At 56.9% G+C, this 22,479-nt stretch carries 18 protein-coding genes; 17 read left to right on the top strand and 1 reads right to left on the bottom strand.

Annotated elements, in window-relative coordinates; all coding sequences use genetic code 11:
* The first annotated feature begins 170 nt into the window (after positions 1 to 170).
* From NYE69_RS00170 to NYE69_RS00095, 16 genes are all read left to right on the top strand, one after another.
* Entirely contained in the window at positions 171 to 1,667 is a 1,497-nt protein-coding gene (locus NYE69_RS00170; protein WP_240534083.1) for a spore germination protein, read from the top strand.
* A 5-nt stretch (positions 1,668 to 1,672) separates the two neighbouring features.
* Positions 1,673 to 2,872, top strand: a complete 1,200-nt coding sequence (locus NYE69_RS00165) for a Ger(x)C family spore germination protein (RefSeq protein WP_036627402.1) — start codon at positions 1,673 to 1,675, stop codon at positions 2,870 to 2,872.
* Positions 2,865 to 3,083: a hypothetical protein gene (locus NYE69_RS00160; protein ID WP_036619150.1), complete on the top strand. Its 219-nt coding sequence runs from the start codon at positions 2,865 to 2,867 to the stop codon at positions 3,081 to 3,083. The genes NYE69_RS00165 and NYE69_RS00160 overlap by 8 nt, the downstream gene beginning before the upstream one ends.
* 32 nt (positions 3,084 to 3,115) lie before the next feature.
* Complete coding sequence (locus tag NYE69_RS00155) at positions 3,116 to 4,189, top strand: GerAB/ArcD/ProY family transporter (RefSeq protein WP_036619152.1); 1,074 nt, start codon at positions 3,116 to 3,118, stop codon at positions 4,187 to 4,189.
* An 81-nt stretch (positions 4,190 to 4,270) separates the two neighbouring features.
* Positions 4,271 to 5,098, top strand: a complete 828-nt coding sequence (locus NYE69_RS00150) for a uroporphyrinogen-III synthase (protein ID WP_036619154.1) — start codon at positions 4,271 to 4,273, stop codon at positions 5,096 to 5,098.
* A 43-nt stretch (positions 5,099 to 5,141) separates the two neighbouring features.
* On the top strand, positions 5,142 to 5,450 hold the full coding sequence (locus NYE69_RS00145) for a phasin family protein (protein WP_036619157.1): 309 nt from the start codon (positions 5,142 to 5,144) through the stop codon (positions 5,448 to 5,450).
* A 4-nt stretch (positions 5,451 to 5,454) separates the two neighbouring features.
* Positions 5,455 to 7,128, top strand: coding sequence for an ABC1 kinase family protein (locus NYE69_RS00140; protein WP_155619344.1), 1,674 nt, complete (start codon positions 5,455 to 5,457; stop codon positions 7,126 to 7,128).
* A gap of 297 nt (positions 7,129 to 7,425) precedes the next feature.
* Positions 7,426 to 8,847: a DEAD/DEAH box helicase gene (locus NYE69_RS00135; RefSeq protein ID WP_115311328.1), complete on the top strand. Its 1,422-nt coding sequence runs from the start codon at positions 7,426 to 7,428 to the stop codon at positions 8,845 to 8,847.
* Positions 8,848 to 9,081: 234 nt separating this feature from the next.
* Entirely contained in the window at positions 9,082 to 10,023 is a 942-nt protein-coding gene (locus NYE69_RS00130; protein WP_036619162.1) for a M15 family metallopeptidase, read from the top strand.
* Positions 10,024 to 10,417: 394 nt separating this feature from the next.
* On the top strand, positions 10,418 to 11,281 hold the full coding sequence (locus NYE69_RS00125; RefSeq protein WP_036619164.1) for an ABC transporter ATP-binding protein: 864 nt from the start codon (positions 10,418 to 10,420) through the stop codon (positions 11,279 to 11,281).
* Positions 11,282 to 11,320: 39 nt separating this feature from the next.
* Entirely contained in the window at positions 11,321 to 12,127 is an 807-nt protein-coding gene (locus NYE69_RS00120; protein ID WP_036627405.1) for a hypothetical protein, read from the top strand.
* A gap of 679 nt (positions 12,128 to 12,806) precedes the next feature.
* Positions 12,807 to 14,168 carry an FAD-dependent oxidoreductase gene (locus NYE69_RS00115; protein WP_124332441.1) on the top strand — a complete coding sequence of 454 codons (1,362 nt, stop codon included), beginning with the start codon at positions 12,807 to 12,809 and terminating at the stop codon, positions 14,166 to 14,168.
* Between the two features lie 299 nt (positions 14,169 to 14,467).
* Complete coding sequence (locus NYE69_RS00110; protein WP_036619166.1) at positions 14,468 to 15,313, top strand: formate/nitrite transporter family protein; 846 nt, start codon at positions 14,468 to 14,470, stop codon at positions 15,311 to 15,313.
* Positions 15,314 to 15,808: 495 nt separating this feature from the next.
* Entirely contained in the window at positions 15,809 to 17,878 is a 2,070-nt protein-coding gene (locus NYE69_RS00105) for a molybdopterin-containing oxidoreductase family protein (RefSeq protein WP_124332443.1), read from the top strand.
* Positions 17,879 to 18,039: 161 nt separating this feature from the next.
* Positions 18,040 to 19,266, top strand: coding sequence for an MFS transporter (locus NYE69_RS00100; RefSeq protein WP_036619168.1), 1,227 nt, complete (start codon positions 18,040 to 18,042; stop codon positions 19,264 to 19,266).
* Between the two features lie 85 nt (positions 19,267 to 19,351).
* On the top strand, positions 19,352 to 19,840 hold the full coding sequence (locus tag NYE69_RS00095) for a GNAT family N-acetyltransferase (protein ID WP_036619169.1): 489 nt from the start codon (positions 19,352 to 19,354) through the stop codon (positions 19,838 to 19,840).
* Between the two features lie 88 nt (positions 19,841 to 19,928).
* Here the strand turns inward: NYE69_RS00095 and NYE69_RS00090 are convergent, their stop codons facing one another.
* Positions 19,929 to 20,189: a DUF2164 domain-containing protein gene (locus tag NYE69_RS00090; RefSeq protein WP_036619170.1), complete on the bottom strand. Its 261-nt coding sequence runs from the start codon at positions 20,187 to 20,189 to the stop codon at positions 19,929 to 19,931.
* A gap of 160 nt (positions 20,190 to 20,349) precedes the next feature.
* On the opposite strand from NYE69_RS00090, the gene NYE69_RS00085 reads away from it, so the two are divergent.
* The gene (locus NYE69_RS00085; RefSeq protein WP_036619172.1) at positions 20,350 to 22,038 is read left to right on the top strand and encodes a glutamine--tRNA ligase/YqeY domain fusion protein; all 1,689 of its coding nucleotides are present in this window, start codon (positions 20,350 to 20,352) and stop codon (positions 22,036 to 22,038) included.
* Positions 22,039 to 22,479 lie beyond the last annotated feature (441 nt).

Genomic DNA, 22,479 nt, shown 5'->3' with positions numbered 1-22,479 from the left:
CTTTTGATCACGCACAAGTAGAATACCGCGCATTGAAAAAGTTGTCCGAAAGGTCATGCCGGCCTGTAGGGCAGCTTTTTTTCTTTCCCTCCGGCTACATATTATTCCCCGAATGGTACATTCTACATCTTGTTAACGATGAACAGTTGACCGCAGGGAGTTGTGTTGCAGTGAGGGAGAAAGTCAGCCGCGATCTGACGAAAAACACGAAAACCGTCAAAAAAGTATTCCAGGACTGCTCGGACGTCATTTACCGCGAGGTCCAGTTAACGGACTACATTAAGGGCCTGCTCGTCTACATCGAAGGGATCATCAAAGTGGAGGACGTGCAGGAGCATATTCTGCGTCCCGTCATTCAGGGGCTGGCCGGCGTCCTGCCGGACAATCCGTACCCGATTTCGTTCAAGCGGGTTTCCATCAGCCAAACCGATGCGAGCTCCGACTGGGAAAAGGTGATTAATGCCGTCCTGACGTCGAACGTGGCGGTTTTTATCCAAGGGATGGATGAGGCGCTCCTCTTCAACGTGAAGGGCGGTTCGCGCCGGAGCGTGCAGGAGCCGCAGACCGAGGCGGTCATTCGCGGACCGCGCGAAGGCTTTACCGAATCGCTGCGGATCAATACCGCGCTAATCCGCTTCAAAATCAAGACGGAGAAGCTGAAGCTGATCGACATGGTGATCGGCAAGGTGACGAAGACGGATGTAGCCATTGCGTATATCGAAAACATCGCCGAAGAACATCTGATTAACGACGTCAAACAACGGCTCGAGGCGATTGACATCGACGGGATTCTGGAGACGGGATATATCGAGGAATGGATTGAGGATAATCCGTCGTCTCCGTTTCCCCAAATGCAATATACGGAAAGGCCGGATACCGTAGCCGCCCAGCTCCTGGAGGGCAGAGTGGCGATCTTCGTCGACGGTACGCCGTTTGCGCTGATCGCGCCGGTAACTTTGTGGCAGATGCTGCAGGCCAGCGAGGATTATTACGAGCGGTTTTTTATCAGCAACATGATCCGCTGGATTCGTATTTTTTTCCTGTGCGTCGCCTTGTTTCTGCCGGGGTTATATATTGCCGTGACGACGTTCCATCAGGATATGCTGCCGTCGACGCTCATTTTGAGCGTTGCCGCCGCCCGGGAAGCAATCCCGTTTCCCGCCCTCGTCGAGGCTTTCATTATGGAAATCTCGTTTGAGGCGCTGCGCGAAGCCGGCATCCGACTGCCCAAAACGGTGGGACAAGCCGTCAGCATTTTAGGGGCGCTGGTCATCGGCCAGGCCGCGGTTCAGGCGGGGATCGTCTCGGCGCCGATGGTTATCGTGGTGTCGCTCACCGGCATCGCCTCGTTTACGATTCCGCGGTTCAGCTTGGCCGTCACCATCCGCATGCTGCGCTTTCCGATCATGATATTAGCCGGCGCTTTCGGATTGTTCGGCATCGTGGTCGGCGCGGTTTGGATTATCGTGCATCTGACGCAATTAAAATCTTTTGGCGTTCCCTATATGACTGGGGTCGCTCCTTACCGGCCCAGGGATATGAAAGATATCTTCAGCCGCGTCCCGATGTGGAAGATGAAAAAACGGCCGGCCGCCGACGCGGCGGACAATATCCGGAGAATCGGCAAAACCCGGCGGCTGGGCAATGATACCACCGAGGGATGGTGAACAAGGTGAACCGAAAAACACCGTGTTTCCTACTGACGTTGGTGCTGCTTCCCCTTCTGCTGACCGGCTGCTGGGACCGGATTGAAGTGAACGACATCGCTTTTGTGCTCGGATCTTCCATCGATAAGGAAAACGGCCTTATCCGCTCAACGGTTCAGATCGCTCTCCCAAGCCAATTGGGCGGGGCGGGAAGCGAGGGAGGAGGCGGCGGCACATCCGGGAGCAAAACGTTTCTGATGCTGTCCAAGACGGCGCCGACGGTTTATACCGCAAATAAGGAAATGCAGACCAGCCTGTCCCGCGTGCTGAACTATTCCCACCGCCGGGTAACGTTGTACGGCGAAGAATTTGCCCGGACGGGAATCGGCGAGCAGATCGATACGTTCGCCCGTTTTCCGCAAAACCGCCTAACCACCTACATTGTGGTTACCCGCGGCCCCGCATACAAAGTGTTGGGGGCGGACGCCCCGATCGAGCAGGTTCCCGCCGAGATGATCCGGGAAATCGCCAAATCGGGAATGAAATCGGCGATGAGTGTGCAAAAACTGTCCAACCAGCTGCTCACGGAAGGGATCGACCCGGCGATTCCGGCCGTTACCTTGGGGGAAAGCGCCCCGGACAAGGTCGGCGACGGTCAAAGCCTCGTTCGGCTGGATGGGCTGGGCGTCCTCCGTACAGACAAGCTGGTCGGTTTTTTGGACACGGACGATGGAGCGATGGCGCTGCTGGCGATGAACGAGGCGATCGATCCCAAAGTCAGCGTCCGGTATGAAGGCGGCAACCCCGACCAAATGATCACGGTAAGCCTGAACGAAACGAATTCCAAAATCCGGACTCGCCTGAAGAACTCGCAAATTGTCGCGGACATCTATATCCAGGCCAAAGGGCTGCTTGTGGAAAATACGTCGAACGTGAACCTGGAGTCCACCATGATGGGCAAACTGGAAAAGCAATGCAATGACTTTGTGGCGGAACGCGTTCGCGAGGTGGCGAACAAAGTGCTGAAGGAGTACCGTTCGGACATATTCGGAATCGGCAACTCTTTTCACAACGCCTACCCGGCGGAATGGGCAAAAGTGCATAACCGCTGGAACGATGTGCTCCCGGAGGTCGAAGTCCGCGTGCACTCTCACGTTCATCTGGAAAATACCGGCGAATTGATCAATTCGCTTGGCGTAAGGGAGGATCGGCTCCGCAATGATTGATATCGTCTTGCTGCTGCTGATGCTTATGGCCTTCGGCGTATGGCGGGACCAGGAAGCGATGAGGGAGGAGCCCCCCATAAACCGGTGGTTTTCCTACGGCATGATGGCCGTTTCCCTCGGCATCCTGCTCTATACCATGCTGTCGCCTCAGCTCTTTTACCCAAGCGAATGGCTGGGCAAGGTGCTCCGGCCGCTTGTGCCTTTTCCTTAAAGAGATTATGGAAGGAGAGAGCATTAATTACGATGAGAAAAATAACGGAGCGGCAAATCGCGCTGCTTGGCTTGCTGTATATCAACTCCTTGACGTTTTTGCAGACATTTTCGCCAATGGCGGATGTGGCCCGGCAGCATGCCGCGATCTCCTTCGTCTTTGGCTGCGGGGTTTGCGTGTTGTCCCTGTGGCTGCTTTCGGCGGTGCTGAAGCGGTTTCCCGACAAAAATCTGATGCAGGCGGTCGTGGAGAGATTTCCGGGGAGCGGCCGGGTCCTGTTGGGAATGTACCTTCTCTTTTTTCTGTTCATCGCCGCCAGAGATATCCGCATCCTTGCCGATTTTACGAATTCGGTGCTGCTGAACCGGACGCCGATCTTGATTTTGGGGATCATGATCACCGCCACGGCAGTCTATATTTCGCAGGGGGGAATCCGGGCCTTCCTCGGGCTCAGCGAAATCTATGTGCCTATCATGATCTCCGTCCTGACCGCCGTCAGCGTCATCATGCTAAGGAATATACATATCAAGTACATGGTTCCTTACTTTTCCTTCGATTGGATAGGCATCGCCAAGGGCGCATGGTACGCGGTCCCTTATTTGGGGGAAATCATCGCCCTGCCGCTCGTCATTTCGGGAAAGTATTACCGTCCTGCGGGCGTGCTTGCCGGTTTGATCGCCACCTCGGCGCTGCTTCTCGGCACCCTGCTTATGACCGAACTGGTCATGGGTGTGCCGCTGACCGGCAAATTGACGCATTCGGGATACGAGCTTATCCGGCAATTGCAGATCACCGATTTCATGGACCGCTTCGATCTGCTTGTCGTAGGACTATGGTATCCGACGGCGCTGGGCAAAATCGGCTTTGATATCTACGTGCTGTGCTATTTAATGCAGATGGTCGTGCCGAAATTGTCCGGCCGCCTTATGACGGCCCCCGCGGGCGCGCTGGCGTTCGTGTGCTCCATCTGGTTTTTCAAAAACGCCTTGCAGCAATTCAACTTCAATTACGTATGGCCGCTGGTGGCGCTGATCTTCGAACTGGTGCTGCCGATCGTATTGTTCGCCGCGTTATGGCCGCGAAAGGTCAAACCGAAATCGGGCTGACGTGCGGGCCTTGGGATTTACTTCCTCCCCTCGGTCGTATAAGCTGGTAGTAGAAAACAGGCTGATTTTGGGGAGGTAAATATGGCGCGGAGATTGGAAGGGAAAAGGATTGCGTTGACAGGTCCTCGCCGGGCGGAGGAACTGGGGAAGCTGGTGGAAAACCTCGGGGGAATTCCGCTGTACCGGCCGGCCCAAGGAACGGTTCTGCTGGACGACGCGGATCTGCGGAGCGGTATAGCGGCCTGGGTGGAGACTCCGCCGGACTGGTCGATCTTCACCACCGGCATGGGGCTGGAAGCCGTGTTCGAGATGGCCGAGGATATGGGGGCGGCTCAGCAGCTTTGGGAGAACCTGCGCAGGAATGCCATTGCCGCCCGGGGGTACAAGACGGCAAACGCCCTCAAAAAACGGCAGTTGACGCCGCTCGTCCGCGATGACGACGGCAGTACGGAAGGCTTGATCCGGGGACTGGCGGAGCATGATTTCACGGGAAAAAGCGTGATGCTGCAGCTGCACGGCGACCCCGCCCCGCAGCTGACCGCGTGGCTGGAAGAGCAAGGGGCAAGCTGCCGCCAGGTCTTGCCGTATCGCCATATTGCGCCGCCGGAGGAAGCGCTGGAAGAACTGCTTGCCGACATCGTGGAGGGGAAGGTGGACGCCGTGACGTTCACGAGCGGGCCGCAGGTCCGTTTTCTCATGGAGCATGCGGAGAAGAGGGGGCGGCTCGAGGCGCTGATGCAGGCGCTGGAGGGGCCGGTGCTGGCCGTCGCCGTAGGCAAGGTGACGGCGTCCGGGCTGCGGGAGGCCGGGGTTCCGCGCGTGCTGGCCCCCAAGGAAGAGCGAATGGGCAGCATGATCGTCGAATTGGCCCGGTATTATGCCGGAGAAGCCGCGCCGCTGATGCAGTAATGATAAGCAATATCCAAACCTATGACGGAAAGGATGATTGGTTATGAGCGATTTGTTGAAAAAGGCGATTTCTTTAGGTTGGGGCCTTACGATCGTGAGCAAGGAAAAGATCGAAGGGATTGTGGACGATCTGGTGAAGCGCGGCGAACTGGCTCCATCCGAATCGAAACAGCTGGTGGAGAAGCTGATCGACAAAGGCGCCGAGGAACAGGGAAGATTCAAGGAACTCGTTAACGAACAGGTGAGATCCGCGCTTCAAACCATGGGGCTCGCCTCGGCCAAAGAGGTGGAGGAACTGACCCGCAGGGTGGCCGAACTGGAGCTGAAGCTCGCCGAGCTGCAGCAGCCGTAGACCCATGGGCAGCTTTGTCCGTCATAACGGAAGATACCGGGAAATCGCCATGGCGCTGGTGCGCCATGGCTTTGGGTTTATGGCCGAAGAGATCGGGTTAACCCGGCTCATTCGAGGTCCGCTGCGGTGGTGGCGCAAGGCCGGGCCGCTGGAAACGCGAACTTTGGCCGAGCGGATCCGGCTGGTGCTGGAGGAATTGGGCCCGACCTTTATTAAGGCCGGGCAACTGGCCAGCACGCGCTCCGATTTGCTTCCGGAACCGATCGTTCAGGAGCTTGTCAAGCTTCAGGATCAGGTGCCGCCTTTTTCCGCCGAAGAAGCGAAGGCGATTTTGGAGCAGGAGCTGCAGATGCCGGTCGGGGAACTGCTGGCCAGCTTCGACGAGACGCCGCTGGCTGCGGCGTCGATCGGGCAGGTTCACCGGGCGCGGCTGACGAGCGGCGAGCGGGTCGCCGTCAAAATTCAGCGTCCCGGCGTTATTCCGGTCATCGAGCGCGACCTGGACATTCTGAAGCACTTGACGGCGCTGGCGAATAAACGGTGGTCCTGGGTTTCCCAGTATCAAATTCCGCAGATGGTCGAGGAATTTTCCCGGTCGATCCGGGCCGAGCTGGACTACAGCCATGAAGGGCGGAACATGGAGAAAATCCGCCGGCAATTCAAGGAAGGGGAAGGGATCTACATCCCCGGGGTTTATTGGCACTACACAACGTCCAAGGTGCTTACGATGGACTTTGTCGACGGCGTGCATTTGAACCGGCTGAACGGGCGGGCGGAAGTCCGCTTCGACCGGAAGACGATCGCCCAGCGCCTCGTGGATGCCCTGCTGCGGCAAATTTTTGAAGGCGGCTTCTTTCACGCCGACCCCCATCCCGGCAACCTGCTTGTGACGGAGCGGGGGGAGTTGGCGTTTATCGATTTCGGCATGGTCGGCCGGCTCAGCAGCGACATGAAGGACCACCTCTCCTCGCTGGTGATCGCTTTGATGCGGCGCAGCACCGAAGGTATGGTACGGGCGATCCTGCGCATGGGGCTGGTGGATGACGCCTCCGATACGGCGGGGCTGCGCATGGATCTGGAGCGGCTGCGGGACAGGTATTACGATATCCCCTTCGCCGAAATTCAGGTCGGCCAGGCGTTAAACGATCTGTTTGTGACCGCCCGGCGGCACCGGATCACCCTGCCCGCCGATCTCTTGCTGCTCGGGAAGGCGCTGCTTACGGTGGAAGGCGTGGCGCTAAGCCTTGACCCGAACTTGCGCATTCTCGACATGGCCGAGCCGTTCGGGCGCAAGCTGCTGCGGGAGAAATACGGGTCGCGCCGGCTCACGAAGAAGCTGATCGAAGGGGCGGCCGAATTGACCGATTCTGTGGTCGACCTGCCGCAGCAGCTGCGCCGGCTGTCGACGATGCTTGGCAAAGGGAAGATCAAGATGGAGATGGATTTCCCGGAGATGGAGCAGTTTCTCCGCAAGCTGGATCAAATCAGCAACCGTTTGTCCTTCAGCATCGTTCTCCTTTCGTTCAGCATCATCATGGTCGGCTTGATCGTCGGCTCGTCACTGAGCCGGCAGCCGACGATACTGTGGGACGTTCCGGCGATCGAAATCGGCTTCGTCGTGGCGCTGCTGATGTTCCTGTGGCTGCTGTATTCGATCTTCCGCTCGGGGCGGTTTTAGCTCGCCGTGCCGCGGATCGTCTGTTACAATAAGAAGGTTGCCGCCCCGAAACGGCGGCCGTTAAATCGGTTGAACCGGAAAATGGCTGAACAGAAACGGGATGAACCGGCAAAGAACGAATCGGCAAAGAACGAACTGGCAAAAGACGAATTGGCATAGGACAGACCGGCATTGGACGAACTGGAATTAGGTGCGCCGGCGATAGGTTGAAACCGGCGATGCGAGCATGGGGGCTGCCTCCCCCTGGCCTAGTCGGCATCATTCGTTCGGCTTATCCTAGAATATGAGGTGAATTTGTTGACGACTTTTGAAAACCTGGGCATTTCGCCCGCGCTGCTTCGCAGGCTGCGGGAACAAGGCATCGCCAATCCGACCCCGGTGCAGGCGGCGGCGATTCCGGCGCTGCTCGCCGGGGAGGACGCAATCGTGCAGGCGCAGACCGGCACGGGTAAGACGCTCGCTTTTTTGCTGCCGATTTTGGAGAACATCCGTCCGGACAAGCAGGAGGCCCAGGCGCTGATCATCACCCCGACCCGGGAGCTGGCGCTGCAGATTACGGCCGAGGCCCGCAAGCTGGCGCAAGCCCGGGAGGGCTTGTCTTTGCTGGCCGCCTATGGCGGACAGGATGTGGAGCGGCAACTGCGCAAGCTTAAGGGCGGCGCCCAGCTTGTCATCGGAACCCCCGGCCGGCTGCTCGACCACTTGCGGCGCGGCTCGCTGACGCTTGGCGCCGTGCGGATGCTGGTGCTTGATGAAGCGGATCAGATGCTGCATATGGGCTTTTTGGCCGAGGTGGAGGAGATCATTTTGCAGGTGCCGCGCAGCCGTCAGACGATGCTGTTCTCGGCGACGATGCCCGATCGTGTAAAGCGTTTGGCCCGCACGTACATGGATCGTCCGCGGGATATCCGCGTTGCGGAAACGCCGCGCGTGACCTTAGACAGCATTCGGCAGGTTTTGGTGGAATGTACGGACCGGACGAAGCAGGCCGCGCTGATCGAGAAGATCCGCGGGGAGCGCCCGTATTTGGCGGTGATCTTTTGCCGGACGAAGCGGCGGGCGAGCAAGCTGAACGAGGCGCTGCAGGAGGCTGGATTTAAATCGGACGAACTGCACGGCGATCTGTCGCAGGCGAAACGCGAGCAGGTGATGCGCGCCTTCCGCGAGGCCAAGCTGGAGCTGCTGGTGGCTACGGATGTGGCGGCGCGCGGCATCGATGTCGAAGGAGTCACGCATGTGTTCAACTACGACATCCCGCATGACGTGGACAGCTACATCCACCGTATCGGGCGGACCGGCCGCGCCGGGCAGGAGGGCGTGGCGGTCACGTTTGCGGCGCCGAAGGACATCGAGGCGCTGCGCCTGATCGAGCGGGGTATCGACCGCAAGCTGGAGCGGCAGCGCTATGCTGCGGGCGGCGCGGGGAGCGGCGCCGCCCGGGGCTCCGCCGGCGGCCGGCTGGACTCGGCCCCGGTGGAGGAAACGGCGCGCCGCGCGAAGCACGGCGGCGCGAAGCGCGCGCCCGGCCGCCCTGGCCGCGAAGCGGCCGGCGGGCGCGGGCGCTCGGCCGGCGACGGTGGGGCGCCGGCACGGGGAAGCCGCGGCGCGGGGAAACGCCGCGGCGAAAGTGCGCGCACGCAGCGCGGCTCCGGCGGAGGCGCTGCGCGCGCGCAAGGGCAGAGCCGCCGCGGCGGCGGGCACGGGCGCCGGGGACGGTAGCCCGGCGCCATTGGCAACCGGTGCGGCCGGTGCGGCGATCCCGGCGCGCTTTGCGCCAATATGCGATCCGGCGCGCCAGGAGCCGTGCGCCTTGGCCAATCCCGGCGCCGTCGTTATTTTCCATGCAACTAATTTCCTAAGGTTTTCGTTAAAATTATAGATGAATTGCAAAACAAGACTACAAGGTTTGTTGCTTAAAGCTGCTAGCGATCGACCTAATGGGGAGGAACCAGGATGTACAGCAAGAAAGGCACGCTGACGGCAGCGGTCATATTGATGATGGCGGCGGCGCTTTTTGCGGGCTGCGGAGATAAAGAAGCGGACGCGCCGCAAGTTTCGTCACCGGGAACGGAGAATGCCGGGGAGGCAAACGGAGGAGCGGGCGCTGGAGGAAACGCCGCCGCGGGAGGCGAAACCGGGGACAATGGAGCGGTGAATCCTGATGATAACGCGAATAACCCGGCTGATTCCGGAACGGCGGGTTCGGGCGCGGGAAATGGGTCCGGTGCTGAAAATTCGCCTGGCCAAGGCCCGGCCGATTCCGGCGCCGACAACGGCCAAAGCGTGGATACGGCCGCGGCCTCCGATCCGTACAGCACCGCCGTTTTGATTAATAAGCAGTTTGCCTTGCCGGACGACTACGAGCCGAAGGATCTCGTGTATCCTGATGTCCGGTTCACGTTCAAGGAAAAAATCGAAAAGCGGATGATGCGCAAAGAGGCGGCGGAGGCTTTGAAGGAGCTGTTTGCCGGCGCCGAACAAGACGGAATCTATCTCGCCGGCGTATCCGCGTATCGTTCGCACAAAACGCAGACCGCTTTGTTTAACCGGTACGTAGAGAAGGACGGGGAAGAGAAAGCCAAAACCTACAGCGCCGTTCCCGGCCACAGCGAGCACGAGACCGGGCTGGCGATCGACGTTTCCGGCAGCGACGGCAAATGCGCGGCGGAAAGCTGCTTCGGTGATACGAAGGAAGCGGCCTGGCTGGCCGATCATGCAACGGAATACGGCTTTATTATCCGCTATCCGGAAGGCAAAGAGGACATTACCGGGTATAAATACGAGCCATGGCACCTCCGCTATGTCGGTAAAGAGATTGCGGCGGACATCGCCGAACGCGGCATTACGCTGGAAGAGTACTATGATGCCGTGCCGGTATCCGGCCAGCAACAATGAATATACAAGAATAAACGTCAAAACAAAAGGGCGCCTGTCGGCGTCTTTTTCGCATGTTTGAGGGAATATAACGGCTTGATTGGATTTTTCCAATATGAGGATGTATGAATTGTATGGCTGATAGCATTAACGGCCGCCGCCGGCAACCGCTGAATGAATTCCGCTTGAGAGCAGGCCCGCTGAAGGGGTAAAAGTGAATTTAACAGTTGACAAATGATAATGATTATCAGTATCTTTAAAGATAAAGATGAAAAATAAATGAAGTCTTGATGAAGCTGAACATAGATGTTGGAAACTGGCGTGGATGAGCGCAAAATTAACGAATACGGATAAACGCATCTAAGCGCATAAACGCATGAGAAATTAAGGGCTGCATACGGAAAGGAAGAGTGCCATGGTTTCATTAAAAACTTCCCATTTGGATATTGCCTACGAGGACCGCTTGATTGTCGAGGACTTGAATATTTCCATTCCGGAAGGAAAAATTACGGCGCTGGTTGGCGCCAACGGCTCCGGCAAATCCACGGTTTTAAAAACGATGGCCCGGATTTTGCAGCCGAAGGGCGGGACTGTACTGCTGAACGGCAAGTCGATTCATAAACAATCGACTCGGGAAGTCGCCAAGCAGCTGGCCATCCTGCCGCAGAACCCGACGGCGCCGGAGGGGCTGACGGTGTACGAATTGGTGTCGTACGGACGTTTTCCCCATCAAAAAGGCTTCGGCGGGTTAAAGGCGGAGGACCGCAAAATCGTCGAGTGGGCGATCGAAGCGACGCGGATGAACGAATTTGCCGATCGCGCTTTGGAGCATTTGTCCGGCGGGCAGCGTCAGCGGGCCTGGATCGCCATGGCGCTGGCACAGGAGACCGATATTCTGTTCCTCGACGAGCCGACGACCTTCCTCGACATGGCGCATCAACTGGAAGTGCTGCAGCTGTTGGAGGAATTGAACGCGGCATCGCAACGCACGATTGTGATGGTTGTGCATGACTTAAACCATGCCGCACGGTACGCCCATTATATGATCGCAATCAAAAAGGGCCAGGCCGTAGCTTCGGGAACTCCTGAAGAGGTGGTTACTTCCGCCGTGCTGCGCGACGTGTTCGGCATTGAAGCGGATATTGTAACGGACCCGCGCAGCGGGGTGCCGCTGTGTCTTCCTTACGAGCTCTACCGCGCCGCTGCCGAAGGCAAGGTGCGCCCTGCGGCCAAAGACGGGCGGGAGGAACCCGAGCGCAAAGTGGTTTCGTTCCTGTAGTTGAAAACGGCGGGAGAAACAGGGCTGGAGGAAAAAAGAATGCCAATCGATTATGAGCTGCTTGAACAGCAATTGGGAATCGTGACGAAGAAACGCCAAGACGCCCTGCTCACGATGCCGGCAGCCGAGCTGACGGATCGCGAACCTATGGAGTCTTTTCTGAAATTGTACCGGGAGCAGATTAAGGGGCTCGACATCCAGGTGGCGGCGACGTATTTCGCTGCCACCTGGCGGGCGTTGTGCACGGCGATGCAGTATATGCTGTCCGCGGCGCCGGGCCGGCTTTGTTTTTCGCTTGAAAATCTCACTATTCAGGTCGTTCTAGTCAATGATTTTCCGTGGGTTTATTTCGTCTTGAACGATCCGGGCGAAGCACCCTGGCCGCAAGGAGAAAGGAACGCGTGGCGGGAAAACGAGCTGGGCGGATTCTACGCGGAGGCGCTGCGCCCGGTGATGGAGAACATCGCGGCCGTATCCGGGGTGCCGCTGACGCAGCTGTGGGGGCAGATTCCGCTGGGCGTGCAGTATTATATCCGCGCGATCGCCGGCAAGCTGGAGGACGAGGCGCTGCGCTCCCGGCTGATGGAGGATTACGGCTATCTCGCCAAAGAGCTGCCTGCCGCGTGGTTTGGACTGAAGCGGAATCCTTTTAACGTTAAGGAGGTTTTGCTGGACGATCCTTACCGGCCGGGCGAGAAAACGCCGATGAAGCCGACTTGCTGCCTGGCCTACCGGACGGATACCGGGCACGGCTATTGCTACGGCTGCCCGAAGCTGACCAAGCAGGAGAGGGAAGCCAAACGTCTTGAGATCATGGAAAAAATAGCCGCTTCCAAAGCGCAGTAACTTGGCTGCCGCTTTCGGGAGCGGCTTTATTTTGCGTTAACGGACCCCAACTGCCTTATTTGTTTGAAAAGACGGCGTTTTAGGTTACCTAATAATCAGCGCTCGACAGGGAGGGCCGGTAAGCGATCGTGGCAAGAAATATCGGCAGATCAATATCCGCTGTCCGGACGCTTTGCACGATTATCCCATTTGATCCGGAAGCAGAGAGGAATATAAGAGAGGAAGATAATTTCAGGAGAAGAAAATAGGTTTGGGAGAAGCAGACATGTTCGAGATCATTAGTTCGAGATCGTTAGACAGGTTTGTGAGAAGGAGGTTTAGGAGAAGTGATGCAGACATGCCAGGAGGAATGGGGCAAAACACCGGAAAAAATGAAAGGACCGTGATTAGCCCCTACCCTCCACCCCCTGAACAAGAGGGATAATCGTGCAAAGCAGCATGCAGGGATACCAAGACACGAACGCTATCATAATTTATTTTGTCAAGCACTGATCTCGGTTTTGAGTCAAATTATGAATATTAAAAAATTATTTTTTCTTGCAATGTGAAAAATGTCACACTATAATATAAAACATAAGGTGAAACATTTCACAAGATTCCAGTTATTTAAGTGAACACTTTCACATTATATGTCTGAATATGTGGAAAAATAAACAAACATTTCGAGGAGGAAACCATCATGAAAGTAGCAGTTATCGGATGTACGCACGCAGGCACGGCCGCTATCGTCAATATCGCTAAACTATACCCGGAAGCAAACATCACCGTCTACGAACGGAACGACAATATTTCGTTCCTGTCGTGCGGGATCGCATTGTACGTCGGCGGTATGGTGAAGGACCCTCAAGGATTGTTTTACTCCTCGCCGGAGCAGCTGGCGGAGCTGGGGGTCCACACGAAAATGCGCCATGAGGTGGTGGCGGTCGATACGGACGCCAAAACTCTGCAGGCCCGCAATTTGGTCACCGGCGAAGAGTTCGAGGACACGTTCGACAAGTTGGTCGTGACGACCGGATCGTGGCCGATCGTGCCGAAATTCGCGGGCATTGAGCTGGAAAACATTGTGCTTTCGAAAAACTTCAACCATTCCAATACGATTATCGAAAAGGCCAAACAGGCGCAAAATATCGTCGTCGTAGGCGCCGGTTATATCGGCGTGGAGCTTGTGGAAGCTTTTCAATTGAACGGCAAGCAGGTCACTTTGATCGACGCGGAGGAGCGGATTTTGAGCAAATACCTGGATCCGGAGTACACGGACAAAATCGAGCAATCGCTTAGCGAACACGGTATTCGGCTGGCGCTCGGACAGAAGGTAACCCGCTTTGAGGGCGAGGCAGGCAAGGTAACCCGCGTCGTGACCGATCAGGGTAAATACGACGCCGACATGGTGATCATGTGCATTGGCTTCCGTCCGAATACCGGGCTGCTTGAAGGCCAAGTAGATATGCTCGACAATGGGGCGATCATCGTCGACGAATATATGCGCACCAGCAAGCCGGACGTTTATGCGGCTGGCGACAGCTGCGCGGTGTTTTACAACCCGACCGGCAAACACGCCTACATTCCGCTGGCCACGAACGCGGTCCGCATGGGGACGCTGGTCGCCCGCAATCTGGCGGCGCCAACCGTAAAATACCTTGGCACCCAGGGAACCTCGGGCATCAAGATTTACGAGGACAACATCGCGGCAACCGGTTTGACGGAAGCGGCCGCCAAGGATGCGGGGCTTGAGGCTGAGGCGGTGCTTATTAACGACAATTACCGGCCTGAATTCATGCCGACCCATGAACAGGTTACGCTAAAGGTCGTTTTCGAACCGAACACGCGGCGCATCCTGGGCGCGCAAATTATGTCGAAAGCGGATCTGACCCAGTCGATCAACACGATGTCGGTATGCATTCAAAACGGCATGAAGATGGAGGAACTGGCTTTTGTCGACTTCTTCTTCCAGCCGCATTACAACAAGCCGTGGAACTTCCTGAACAGCGCCGGCCTTGGCGTGCTGCCGGAGGTGCCAAGCAAGGAGTCTGTGCACGCTTGACGGGGGCAGAAGAAAGCGAGCCATTAATTTAATCTTCGCCGTTTTCGCCGTTATCGCGAAGCGGCCATAATCGGCCGACGGAAGAAGCCTAGCGGGATCAACCCCCGGAGCTTCGGATGCCGGCCTTTTTTTGCCATTGGCGGGAAGAAGGGGAGAGGGACACCGGTAACGGGAGGAATGCTGGCGGATTAAATGTGAATTTTTTCACCATCCGTGATTTATGTTATTTATTTGGAGGAAGCGGGGACGCTACAATAGACTCGGGCAGTAAAGTGAGACGAATAGAAGGAGACTTGATCATGGCTTACCATAAACCCGCGCAGATTGCCGAAGTGACCGTGGAGAACGGGATAAAAAAGGCGCATAATCCGCTGTTGACCGTGCTGATCCTCGGGTTTCTCGGCGGAGCGTTTATCGCTCTCGGTTTTCTGCTGGATATCCGCGTCATCGCCAGCGCCCCGGAGGAGTGGGGGAGCTTTGCCACATTCATCGGCGCGGCGGTGTTCCCGATCGGCCTTATACTCGTGCTTTTGGCTGGCGGAGAGTTGCTGACGGGGAATATGATGGCCGTTCCCCTGGCCCGGATGGCGGGGCGGATATCGACCGGCGAAGTGTGCAAAAACCTGGTGCTGATCACATTAAGCAACTTTGTCGGAGCGCTGTTTGTCGCTTATTTTTTCGGCCATGTCGTCGGATTGACGGCAAGCGGGCCGTATTTGGATAAACTGGTCGATATGGCGGGGCATAAGCTGGACGACAGCTTCCTGCCGGCGTTTGTTTCCGGGATCGGCTGCAACTGGCTGGTGGCCCTGGCCGTCTGGCTGTCTTACGGGGCCGATAATATGAGCGGCAAAATCCTCGGCATCTGGTTCCCGACGATGGCGTTTGTCGCCATCGGCTTTCAGCACGTCGTGGCCAATATGTTTCTGATTCCGGCGGCGATTTTCGAAGGGTATTACTCCTGGAGCGAATATCTCGGCAATTTCGTCCCGGTTTGGCTCGGCAATTTGACCGGCGGCGGGCTGTTCGTGGCCGGGGCGTATTGGACGGCTTATTTGAAGGATAGGGGAACGAAAGCCGATTCCGGCGCAGGCCAGGGGGCAGGGGCTTCCGTATCCGCTAAGACGGGCAGCAGAACGGCTTAGGATGTAACGGCTTAGGGCGTAAGGGCTTAAGGCGTGAGATTTAGGGTGTAAGATTTAAGGTGTACTCGGAGTAGCTCTATCATTGGCTTGATCCGTATTGGCCGGCATGATCCGTGACGGCATGACAGGCCGCTTCTCATTAAGGGTTTGGTGAGGGGCGGCCTTTTTTGTGTAATTTCATTGGGATAATCCAATTGATTTCGCATAAGTCGCGTTATTTGCTCCAAAAACGTTGATTTCAAATTGTAACGGTTGCCATGGAGCTTATTTCACTGAAATCCGGCGGACGATAGTTTCGATTCGAAAACCTGAGCTTTTCCGGGAAATCTCAAAAATATTAGAAATACAAGTCGTCTTGTACATGAGGTAATGTAACGCTAGCGCATTTTAAGCTCTGGTGAATCTGATCTATTGGAAATATCCAATCAAGGTGTTGCGGCAGTAGACAAAAGCAAAAGCTTTTTTCTACAATAGCTAAGACAGGAGGGGATAGACATGATCCACGAAGAGAACGGGGTGTTTCCGGCGGTGTGCCCGCTGGATTGTCCCGATACTTGCGGCTTGCTGCTTCACAAAGAAAACGGAAAAATCGTGAAGGTGACGGGTAATCCCGATCATCCGGTGACCCAGGGGGCGATTTGCAACAAAGTCCGCAATATGGCGGAGCGGGTCTACCATCCGGAACGGGTGCTCTATCCGCTCAAGCGGGTCGGGGCCAAAGGCGAAGGGAAATTCGCGCGGATTACCTGGGACGAGGCGGTGGCGGAAATCTCCGGGCGATACAAGGAGCTTATCCGCGAGCATGGGCCGGAATCGATTATGCCGTACAGCTTTTACGGCAATATGGGGATTCTCAGCGTCGACGGGATGGACCGGCGCTTCTTCCACCGGCTGGGTACGACGCAGCTGCAGCAGGGGATTTGCAATTCCGCGGGGAACGCGGGCTGGAAATATACGATGGGCTTCGGCGGCGGGACCAGCCCGGAGGAAACGGTAAACGCGAAGCTGATCATTGTTTGGGGCGGCAATCTCGTCAGCACGAACATGCACCAGGTCGCTTTGATCGAAAAAGCCCGCAAGCAAGGGGCGCAGCTGGTCGTGATCGACGTGCACCGCAACCGCACCGGGCAGCGGGCCGACTGGTTTATTCCGCTGTATCCGGGAACGGACAGCGCCTTGGCGCTTGGAATCATGCACGTGCTGTTCGAGCGCGGGCTCGTGAACGAAACATTCCTGGAGCGGTATACGATCGGGCACGCCGAGCTGCGCGAGCATGTGAAGCAGTATACACCGGAGCGCGTTTCGGCGATCACCGGCGTGCCGGCGGAGGACATCGTCAAGCTGGCCGTCTTGTACGGCGAGACTTCGCCGGCTTACATTCACATCGGCAACGGCCTGCAGCACCACGATAACGGCGGCATGAACGTGCGTACGATCAGCTGCCTGCCGGCATTGACCGGCCAGTGGCTTGTGCCCGGCGGCGGTGCGTACAAGTCGAACGGCGCTTACGGGAAAATGAACGCGGCCGCGCTGGAGCGGCCCGATCTGCGGCCGAACCCGGGCGCCCGCACGGTGAGCATGAACCGGCTTGGCGAAGCGCTGCTGACGCTCGATCCGCCGATCCGCGCGCTGTTCGTGTATTGCTCCAACCCGGCGGTGGTCGCGCCGGATACCGGGAAGGTGGAGCGGGGCCTCCGGCGGGAGGATCTGTTTACCGTCGTGCACGACCTGTTCCTGACGGACACGGCCAAATACGCCGACATCGTGCTGCCGGCGACGTCCTCTTTTGAGAATACGGACTTGTACAGCTCTTATTGGCATCATTATGTCCAGCTTCAGGAGCCGGTCATTCCGGCCCGGGGCGAAAGCAAAAGCAACGTCGAGACGTTCAAGCTGCTGGCGGCGGCGATGGGCTTCGAGGAGGAAGCGTTCCGGGACAGCGAGGAGGATATGATCCGGCAAGCCTTGCAGTTCCCGCACAACCCCTATTTGCAAGGCGTTACACTGGAAAAGCTGCAGGAGCAGCGCTTCGTCAAGCTGAACATGGAGCACCAGAAGGATTATTTGGACAACTTAAAGACGCCTTCAGGCAAAATCGAACTGTATTCCGCCGCGATGGAGAGAGCCGGCCTGCCGCCGCTGCCCACTTACGTGCCGCTGCGGGAAGGCTATGACGGCGAACGCCGGCCGGGCGAGGGGGACGCTTACCCGCTGATGTTCATTTCGCCGCCGAACCACAGCTTCCTGAACTCGACGTTCGGCAACGTGGAGAAGCTGACCGCGCTCGAGAAAAGCCCGCTCCTGCAAATCCATCCGCAGGACGCGGCGGAGCGCGGCATTGAAGACGGCGACGAGGTAACGGTGTGGAACGACCGCGGCAGCTACCGGGTAAAAACCTCTGTCACCGACAAAATGCTGCCGGGCATCGTCGTCAGCCAAGGGCTATGGTGGGAGCAGGAAGACGGACGCCGCACGCGGGCCAATGCCCTCACGCCCGACCGGCTTGCCGATCTGGGCGGAGGCGCGGTGTTTTTTTCCACCGTTGTTAATGTAAAGCGGCAATAGATGTACTTGCCTGGCTTGCCCTTTTGAGCGATACTATTGTAATCTGGGCAATGTGCAACCGGTGCGGATTTTCGCCGTAATCCTAGCGTCGATGGAGAGCCCCTGGGGCTCTCCTTTGTTTTATATAGAGAACCGCATGTACAAAAGGGGGGAGTAACGGAATGAAGTGGCTGAGTGCTTATCCGCGCGAGGTTAAAGTTTTTTTGGTGGCCAGTCTGATCAATTCAGCCGGCGGCTCTTTAATGTGGCCGCTAATCACGATGTTTGTGTTCAAAATATTGGGCAGGTCGGTGACGGACGCCGGTCTGGTCATTCTGGTCATGTCCCTGGGCGGCATCGCCGGCCAGCTGTTGGGCGGGGCTTTGTATCACCGGCTTGGGGTCACGCGGCTGATTGTGGGCGGGCTTGGCCTGAACGCGTTGTTTTTGCTGCTCCTGCCTTACGGCAGCGGCAACTGGCATTTGTTTATGCTGCTGATTGCTATGGTCGGCTTTTTTAACGCGATGTCCATGCCGGCGATCCAGGCCTTCATCGGCTTTCGCTTCGCGGAACGGCGGGGCGAGCTGTTTAACGTCATTTATGTGGCGAACAACATCGGCGTTGCCGTAGGTACGGCGCTCAGCGGGTTTTTGGCGCAGATTTCCTACGATTTGAGCTTTATTCTGAACGGGCTGACGTCGGCGGCATTTGCGGTTTTTTTCTGGTTTTATTTGAACAAAGTTCAAAAAAGCCAAGGCGAGCTGCATGTGGAAAAACGCAAAACCGTCGCGGAAGGCCAGAGCGTGTGGACGTTGATGAAGTGTTATCCGGTTTATTTGTTTATGGGCATTGGCTCATTTTTCCTATGGCTGGCCAATTGCATTTGGAACAACGGCGTATCGCCGTTTACGATCTCCCGGGGGATGCCGGAATGGAACTACAGCGTGCTGTGGACGCTGAACGGGGTGCTGATATTTGTCGGGCAGCCTTTCGTGCTCTGGATCAAGCGGACCTTCGCCGGCTCGCCGCAAGCGCAGATGACGGCCAGCGCTGTGTTTTATATGCTTGGTTACGTGACCATTTTAGGTTTTCACACTTATCCTAGCATGGTGCTGGCGATGGTGCTGACGACGATTGGGGAAATGCTCATATCGCCGGCGATTCCGTCGTTTATTTCCGACCAAACGGGCAAAGGCGCTCCTTTTTACCTCGGACTGGTCGGCGGCATGGGGGTTGCGGGCCGGGTGGTCGGGCCTTACGCGATGGGCGTGTTGTTCGACTGGAACGGACTGGTCCCGGTGGCCTGGCTGGCGGTGGTGATTGCGGCGCTGGCGATCGGCGCGTTTCTGATCCATGCGTTTATGAACCGGGAAGGCCGGGAAACGACCGGCATCGCATCGGGAATGTAAAGAGTCCCCCGGGCAGGGGGGCAGAAAATTGGCGAAACGTGTAAAATAAAGAAAAAAACGTGGCGGCACAAAAGGAGGGAAGCGGATGAAAAACGAGGTTTGGACCCGCTTGTCGGAAATGCGCGATGCGCCCACTTTGATGGAGATCGACCGGCTTGTCTGGGATGACCGGAACACGCCGTCCGAGCGGCTCGTCTGGGATTCGCGCGAGCAATTTTTGCAAAGCTGCCCGCCGGGGAGTCAAATCGTGGCCGGAATCGGCGAGCAAGTCTGCGGCTACATCGGCTTTAAACCGCCGACGCCGCTGCCGAGCAACGCCCATGTGCTCGAGTTGAACATCGCCATCCATCCGGAATGCCAGCGGATGGGAATCGGGCGCGCGTTGATGGAGGCGCTGCTGGCGTTCGCCGCGCAGCGGGGCGTACGCAAATTGTGCCTGCGCGTGCTGGCCAGCAATCCCGGGGCCGTGGCTTTTTACGAAAGCTGCGGATTTGTGGAGCAGGGACGGCTCATCGGCGAGTTTTTTATAGGTGGACAGTATGTGGACGATATCTTAATGTGGCGCAAGGTATAGTGGCGACAGGCGTCTGGAAACCGGAAGCTGCCCCGCGCCCCGGGCGGGTGCTTGGGCAATCTGCTCCGGCACCGGCGGGCAGCGCTTGTTACCGCGGCAGGCGCGGACGAACCTCCAGGGCGTAAATGTCCTCTTCCAAGGTGACCATGCGCTCGTTCAACACCTGGCGGCAGTCGGCCAGCGCCTGATTGTATACATACGGCCCGATGCGGGTCAGGAAAAAATCGAGCACCCCGTCCGCCGCAAGCTCACCCAGCGTTTCGCCGCGTTCCTCCTCGAAAAATTGCTGAATTTGGGGGATGACCAGGTTTCGCTGCTCTTTTGTCAGATGGATGGGCTTTAAAGGCATGGTTATGTCGCTTCCTTTCGAGTAATGACGTGATATTTGCTTTTATCTTAACAGAAAACAACCGTCAAAACAGGCGAATGCGCCGAGCCATTGAACAATTGCGGAGATATCGGTATATTTAGAAGAAGAAAATCGGGGATAGTATACAGATACTTATGAAATGGAAAGGTTGATACCTGTGGTAAACAACAGCACCCCTCCCAATTTTATTAAAAACATTATCTCGGAAGATCTGAAAAGCGGCAAAGTGCAAACCGTGGTGACGCGTTTTCCTCCAGAACCGAACGGTTACTTGCACATCGGACATGCCAAAGCGATCTGGATCAATTTTACCCTGGCCGACGAGTTCGGGGGACGGACGCATCTGCGGTTCGACGATACGAACCCGGTCAAGGAGGACGTCGAATACGTCAATTCGATCAAGGAAGACGTGAAGTGGCTGGGCTTCGAATGGGAAGAGCTGCATTTCGCTTCCGACTATTTTGAGGAAATTTACAACCGCGCCGTACTGCTGATCAAAAAGGGCAAGGCTTACGTGGACGATCTCAGCGCCGAGCAAATCCGCGAGATGCGCGGCACGCTCACGGAGCCGGGGCAAAACAGCCCTTACCGCGACCGTTCGGTGGAGGAGAACCTCGATCTGTTCGCGCGGATGCGGGCCGGTGAATTCAAGGACGGCGAAAAGGTGCTGCGCGCCAAAATCGACATGGCTTCGCCGAACATCAACCTGCGCGACCCGGTCATTTACCGCATCGTGCATGCGTCTCATCACAATACCGGGGACAAATGGTGCATTTATCCGATGTATGCGTTCGCTCATCCGCTGGAGGACGCGATCGAAGGCGTGACCCATTCGCTGTGCTCGCTGGAGTTCGAGGATCAGCGTCCGTTCTATGACTGGACGATCGCCGAAACGGAAATGCCGAAGGTGCCGCATCAATACGAGTTCGGACGGCTGAATCTGCTGCAGACGGTCACGAGCAAGCGGAAGCTGAAAATGCTGGTGGACGAAGGGTATGTGGACGGCTGGGACGATCCGCGCATGCCGACGATTTCGGGATTGCGCCGCCGCGGGGTGACGCCGGAAGCAATCAAGGCGTTCGTTTACGAAACCGGGATTTCCAAGGCTTACGGCAGCATTGATCCGAAAACGCTGGAGCACTTCATCCGTGAGGATCTGAAGCTCAGAGCGCCGCGCACGATGGCGGTGCTTGACCCGCTTAAGGTGGTCATTACGAACTACCCGGAAGGGCAAACCGAAATGCTGGAAGCCGAAAACAACAGTGAAAACCCGGACATGGGCAATCGCCAAATTCCTTTCTCGCGGGAAATTTACATCGAACGCGAGGACTTTATGGAGAACCCGCCAAGCAAATATTTCCGCTTGTTCCCGGGCAACGAAGTGCGGCTGAAGCATGCGTATTTCATCAAATGCCACGACGTAATTAAAGACGCGGACGGCAACGTAGTGGAGATACACTGCACGTATGATCCGGAAACGAAAAGCGGCAGCGGGTTTACCGGCCGCAAGGTGAAAGGCACGATCCACTGGGTGGATGCAAGCAGCGCGGTACCGGCCGAGTTCCGCCTGTACGAGCCGCTGATCATGGACGAGGAAGCGGATGAGGACACCATCGAGGAGAAGTCGTTCCTCGATTTGGTTAACCCGAACTCGCTCAAGGTGGTGCAAGGCTATGTCGAGCCGGGCTTGAAGGATGCGAAGCCGCAAGATAAATTCCAGTTTTTCCGGCATGGCTACTTCAACGTCGATACAAAATATTCGGAGCCGGGCAAGCCGGTGTTCAACCTGATCGTCTCGCTGAAGAGCTCGTTCCAATTGCCGAAGTAATGCGGGCGGCAGGGGGCGGTAGGCGGTAACGGGGAAGCCGGGGAACCGGCGTTTCAAGAAATGCTGCGCAGTAGGTTCCTCGCGGCCTGGCGGCCATAATCGCACAACGTTCTGATTGGAAACATCCAATGGAACTGGAAGATTAGTGGTGAATACAGCGGCTTGATTGGATATTTCCAATAGGTGGGGCTCAGCAGGGCGCAAAACGGGCGATATAAGTGAAGTCTATTGGATTTTTTTCAATCGGCGTATCGGTCGTATCGGCTCTAAGGCAGTTTCGGCAATTATTGGATAGTGCCAATGGAAGCGGCCAACATGCAATTAGTAAATACCGGAATTCAACGAAAAGGCGGTCTCTCCCCGGATACAACCGGGAGGGCCGTCTTTTTCTTCTTTGTAGCATGAGTGGGTGAAATAGGCGCGTCTTGCTTTGGCACGTTA

The sequence above is a fragment of the Paenibacillus sp. FSL R5-0527 genome, from assembly GCF_038008055.1.
In the GTDB taxonomy this organism is placed as follows: Bacteria; Bacillota; Bacilli; order Paenibacillales; family Paenibacillaceae; genus Fontibacillus; species Fontibacillus macerans.
Note: the sequence above shows the minus strand (reverse complement) of the source record. Positions and strands in the feature narration are given on the sequence as shown.

Excerpts from the sequence above, each read along its gene's own strand:
- NYE69_RS00140 (WP_155619344.1), top strand. The coding sequence starts at position 5,455 with ATGGGCAGCTTTGTCCGTCATAACGGAAGATACCGGGAAATCGCCATG.
- NYE69_RS00105 (WP_124332443.1), top strand. The coding sequence starts at position 15,809 with ATGATCCACGAAGAGAACGGGGTGTTTCCGGCGGTGTGCCCGCTGGAT.
- NYE69_RS00145 (WP_036619157.1), top strand. The coding sequence starts at position 5,142 with ATGAGCGATTTGTTGAAAAAGGCGATTTCTTTAGGTTGGGGCCTTACG.
- NYE69_RS00110 (WP_036619166.1), top strand. The coding sequence starts at position 14,468 with ATGGCTTACCATAAACCCGCGCAGATTGCCGAAGTGACCGTGGAGAAC.
- NYE69_RS00130 (WP_036619162.1), top strand. The coding sequence starts at position 9,082 with ATGTACAGCAAGAAAGGCACGCTGACGGCAGCGGTCATATTGATGATG.
- NYE69_RS00160 (WP_036619150.1), top strand. The coding sequence starts at position 2,865 with ATGATTGATATCGTCTTGCTGCTGCTGATGCTTATGGCCTTCGGCGTA.
- NYE69_RS00095 (WP_036619169.1), top strand. The coding sequence starts at position 19,352 with ATGAAAAACGAGGTTTGGACCCGCTTGTCGGAAATGCGCGATGCGCCC.
- NYE69_RS00085 (WP_036619172.1), top strand. The coding sequence starts at position 20,350 with ATGGAAAGGTTGATACCTGTGGTAAACAACAGCACCCCTCCCAATTTT.
- NYE69_RS00100 (WP_036619168.1), top strand. The coding sequence starts at position 18,040 with ATGAAGTGGCTGAGTGCTTATCCGCGCGAGGTTAAAGTTTTTTTGGTG.
- NYE69_RS00120 (WP_036627405.1), top strand. The coding sequence starts at position 11,321 with ATGCCAATCGATTATGAGCTGCTTGAACAGCAATTGGGAATCGTGACG.
- NYE69_RS00155 (WP_036619152.1), top strand. The coding sequence starts at position 3,116 with ATGAGAAAAATAACGGAGCGGCAAATCGCGCTGCTTGGCTTGCTGTAT.
- NYE69_RS00150 (WP_036619154.1), top strand. The coding sequence starts at position 4,271 with ATGGCGCGGAGATTGGAAGGGAAAAGGATTGCGTTGACAGGTCCTCGC.
- NYE69_RS00125 (WP_036619164.1), top strand. The coding sequence starts at position 10,418 with ATGGTTTCATTAAAAACTTCCCATTTGGATATTGCCTACGAGGACCGC.
- NYE69_RS00115 (WP_124332441.1), top strand. The coding sequence starts at position 12,807 with ATGAAAGTAGCAGTTATCGGATGTACGCACGCAGGCACGGCCGCTATC.
- NYE69_RS00090 (WP_036619170.1), bottom strand. The coding sequence starts at position 20,189 with ATGCCTTTAAAGCCCATCCATCTGACAAAAGAGCAGCGAAACCTGGTC.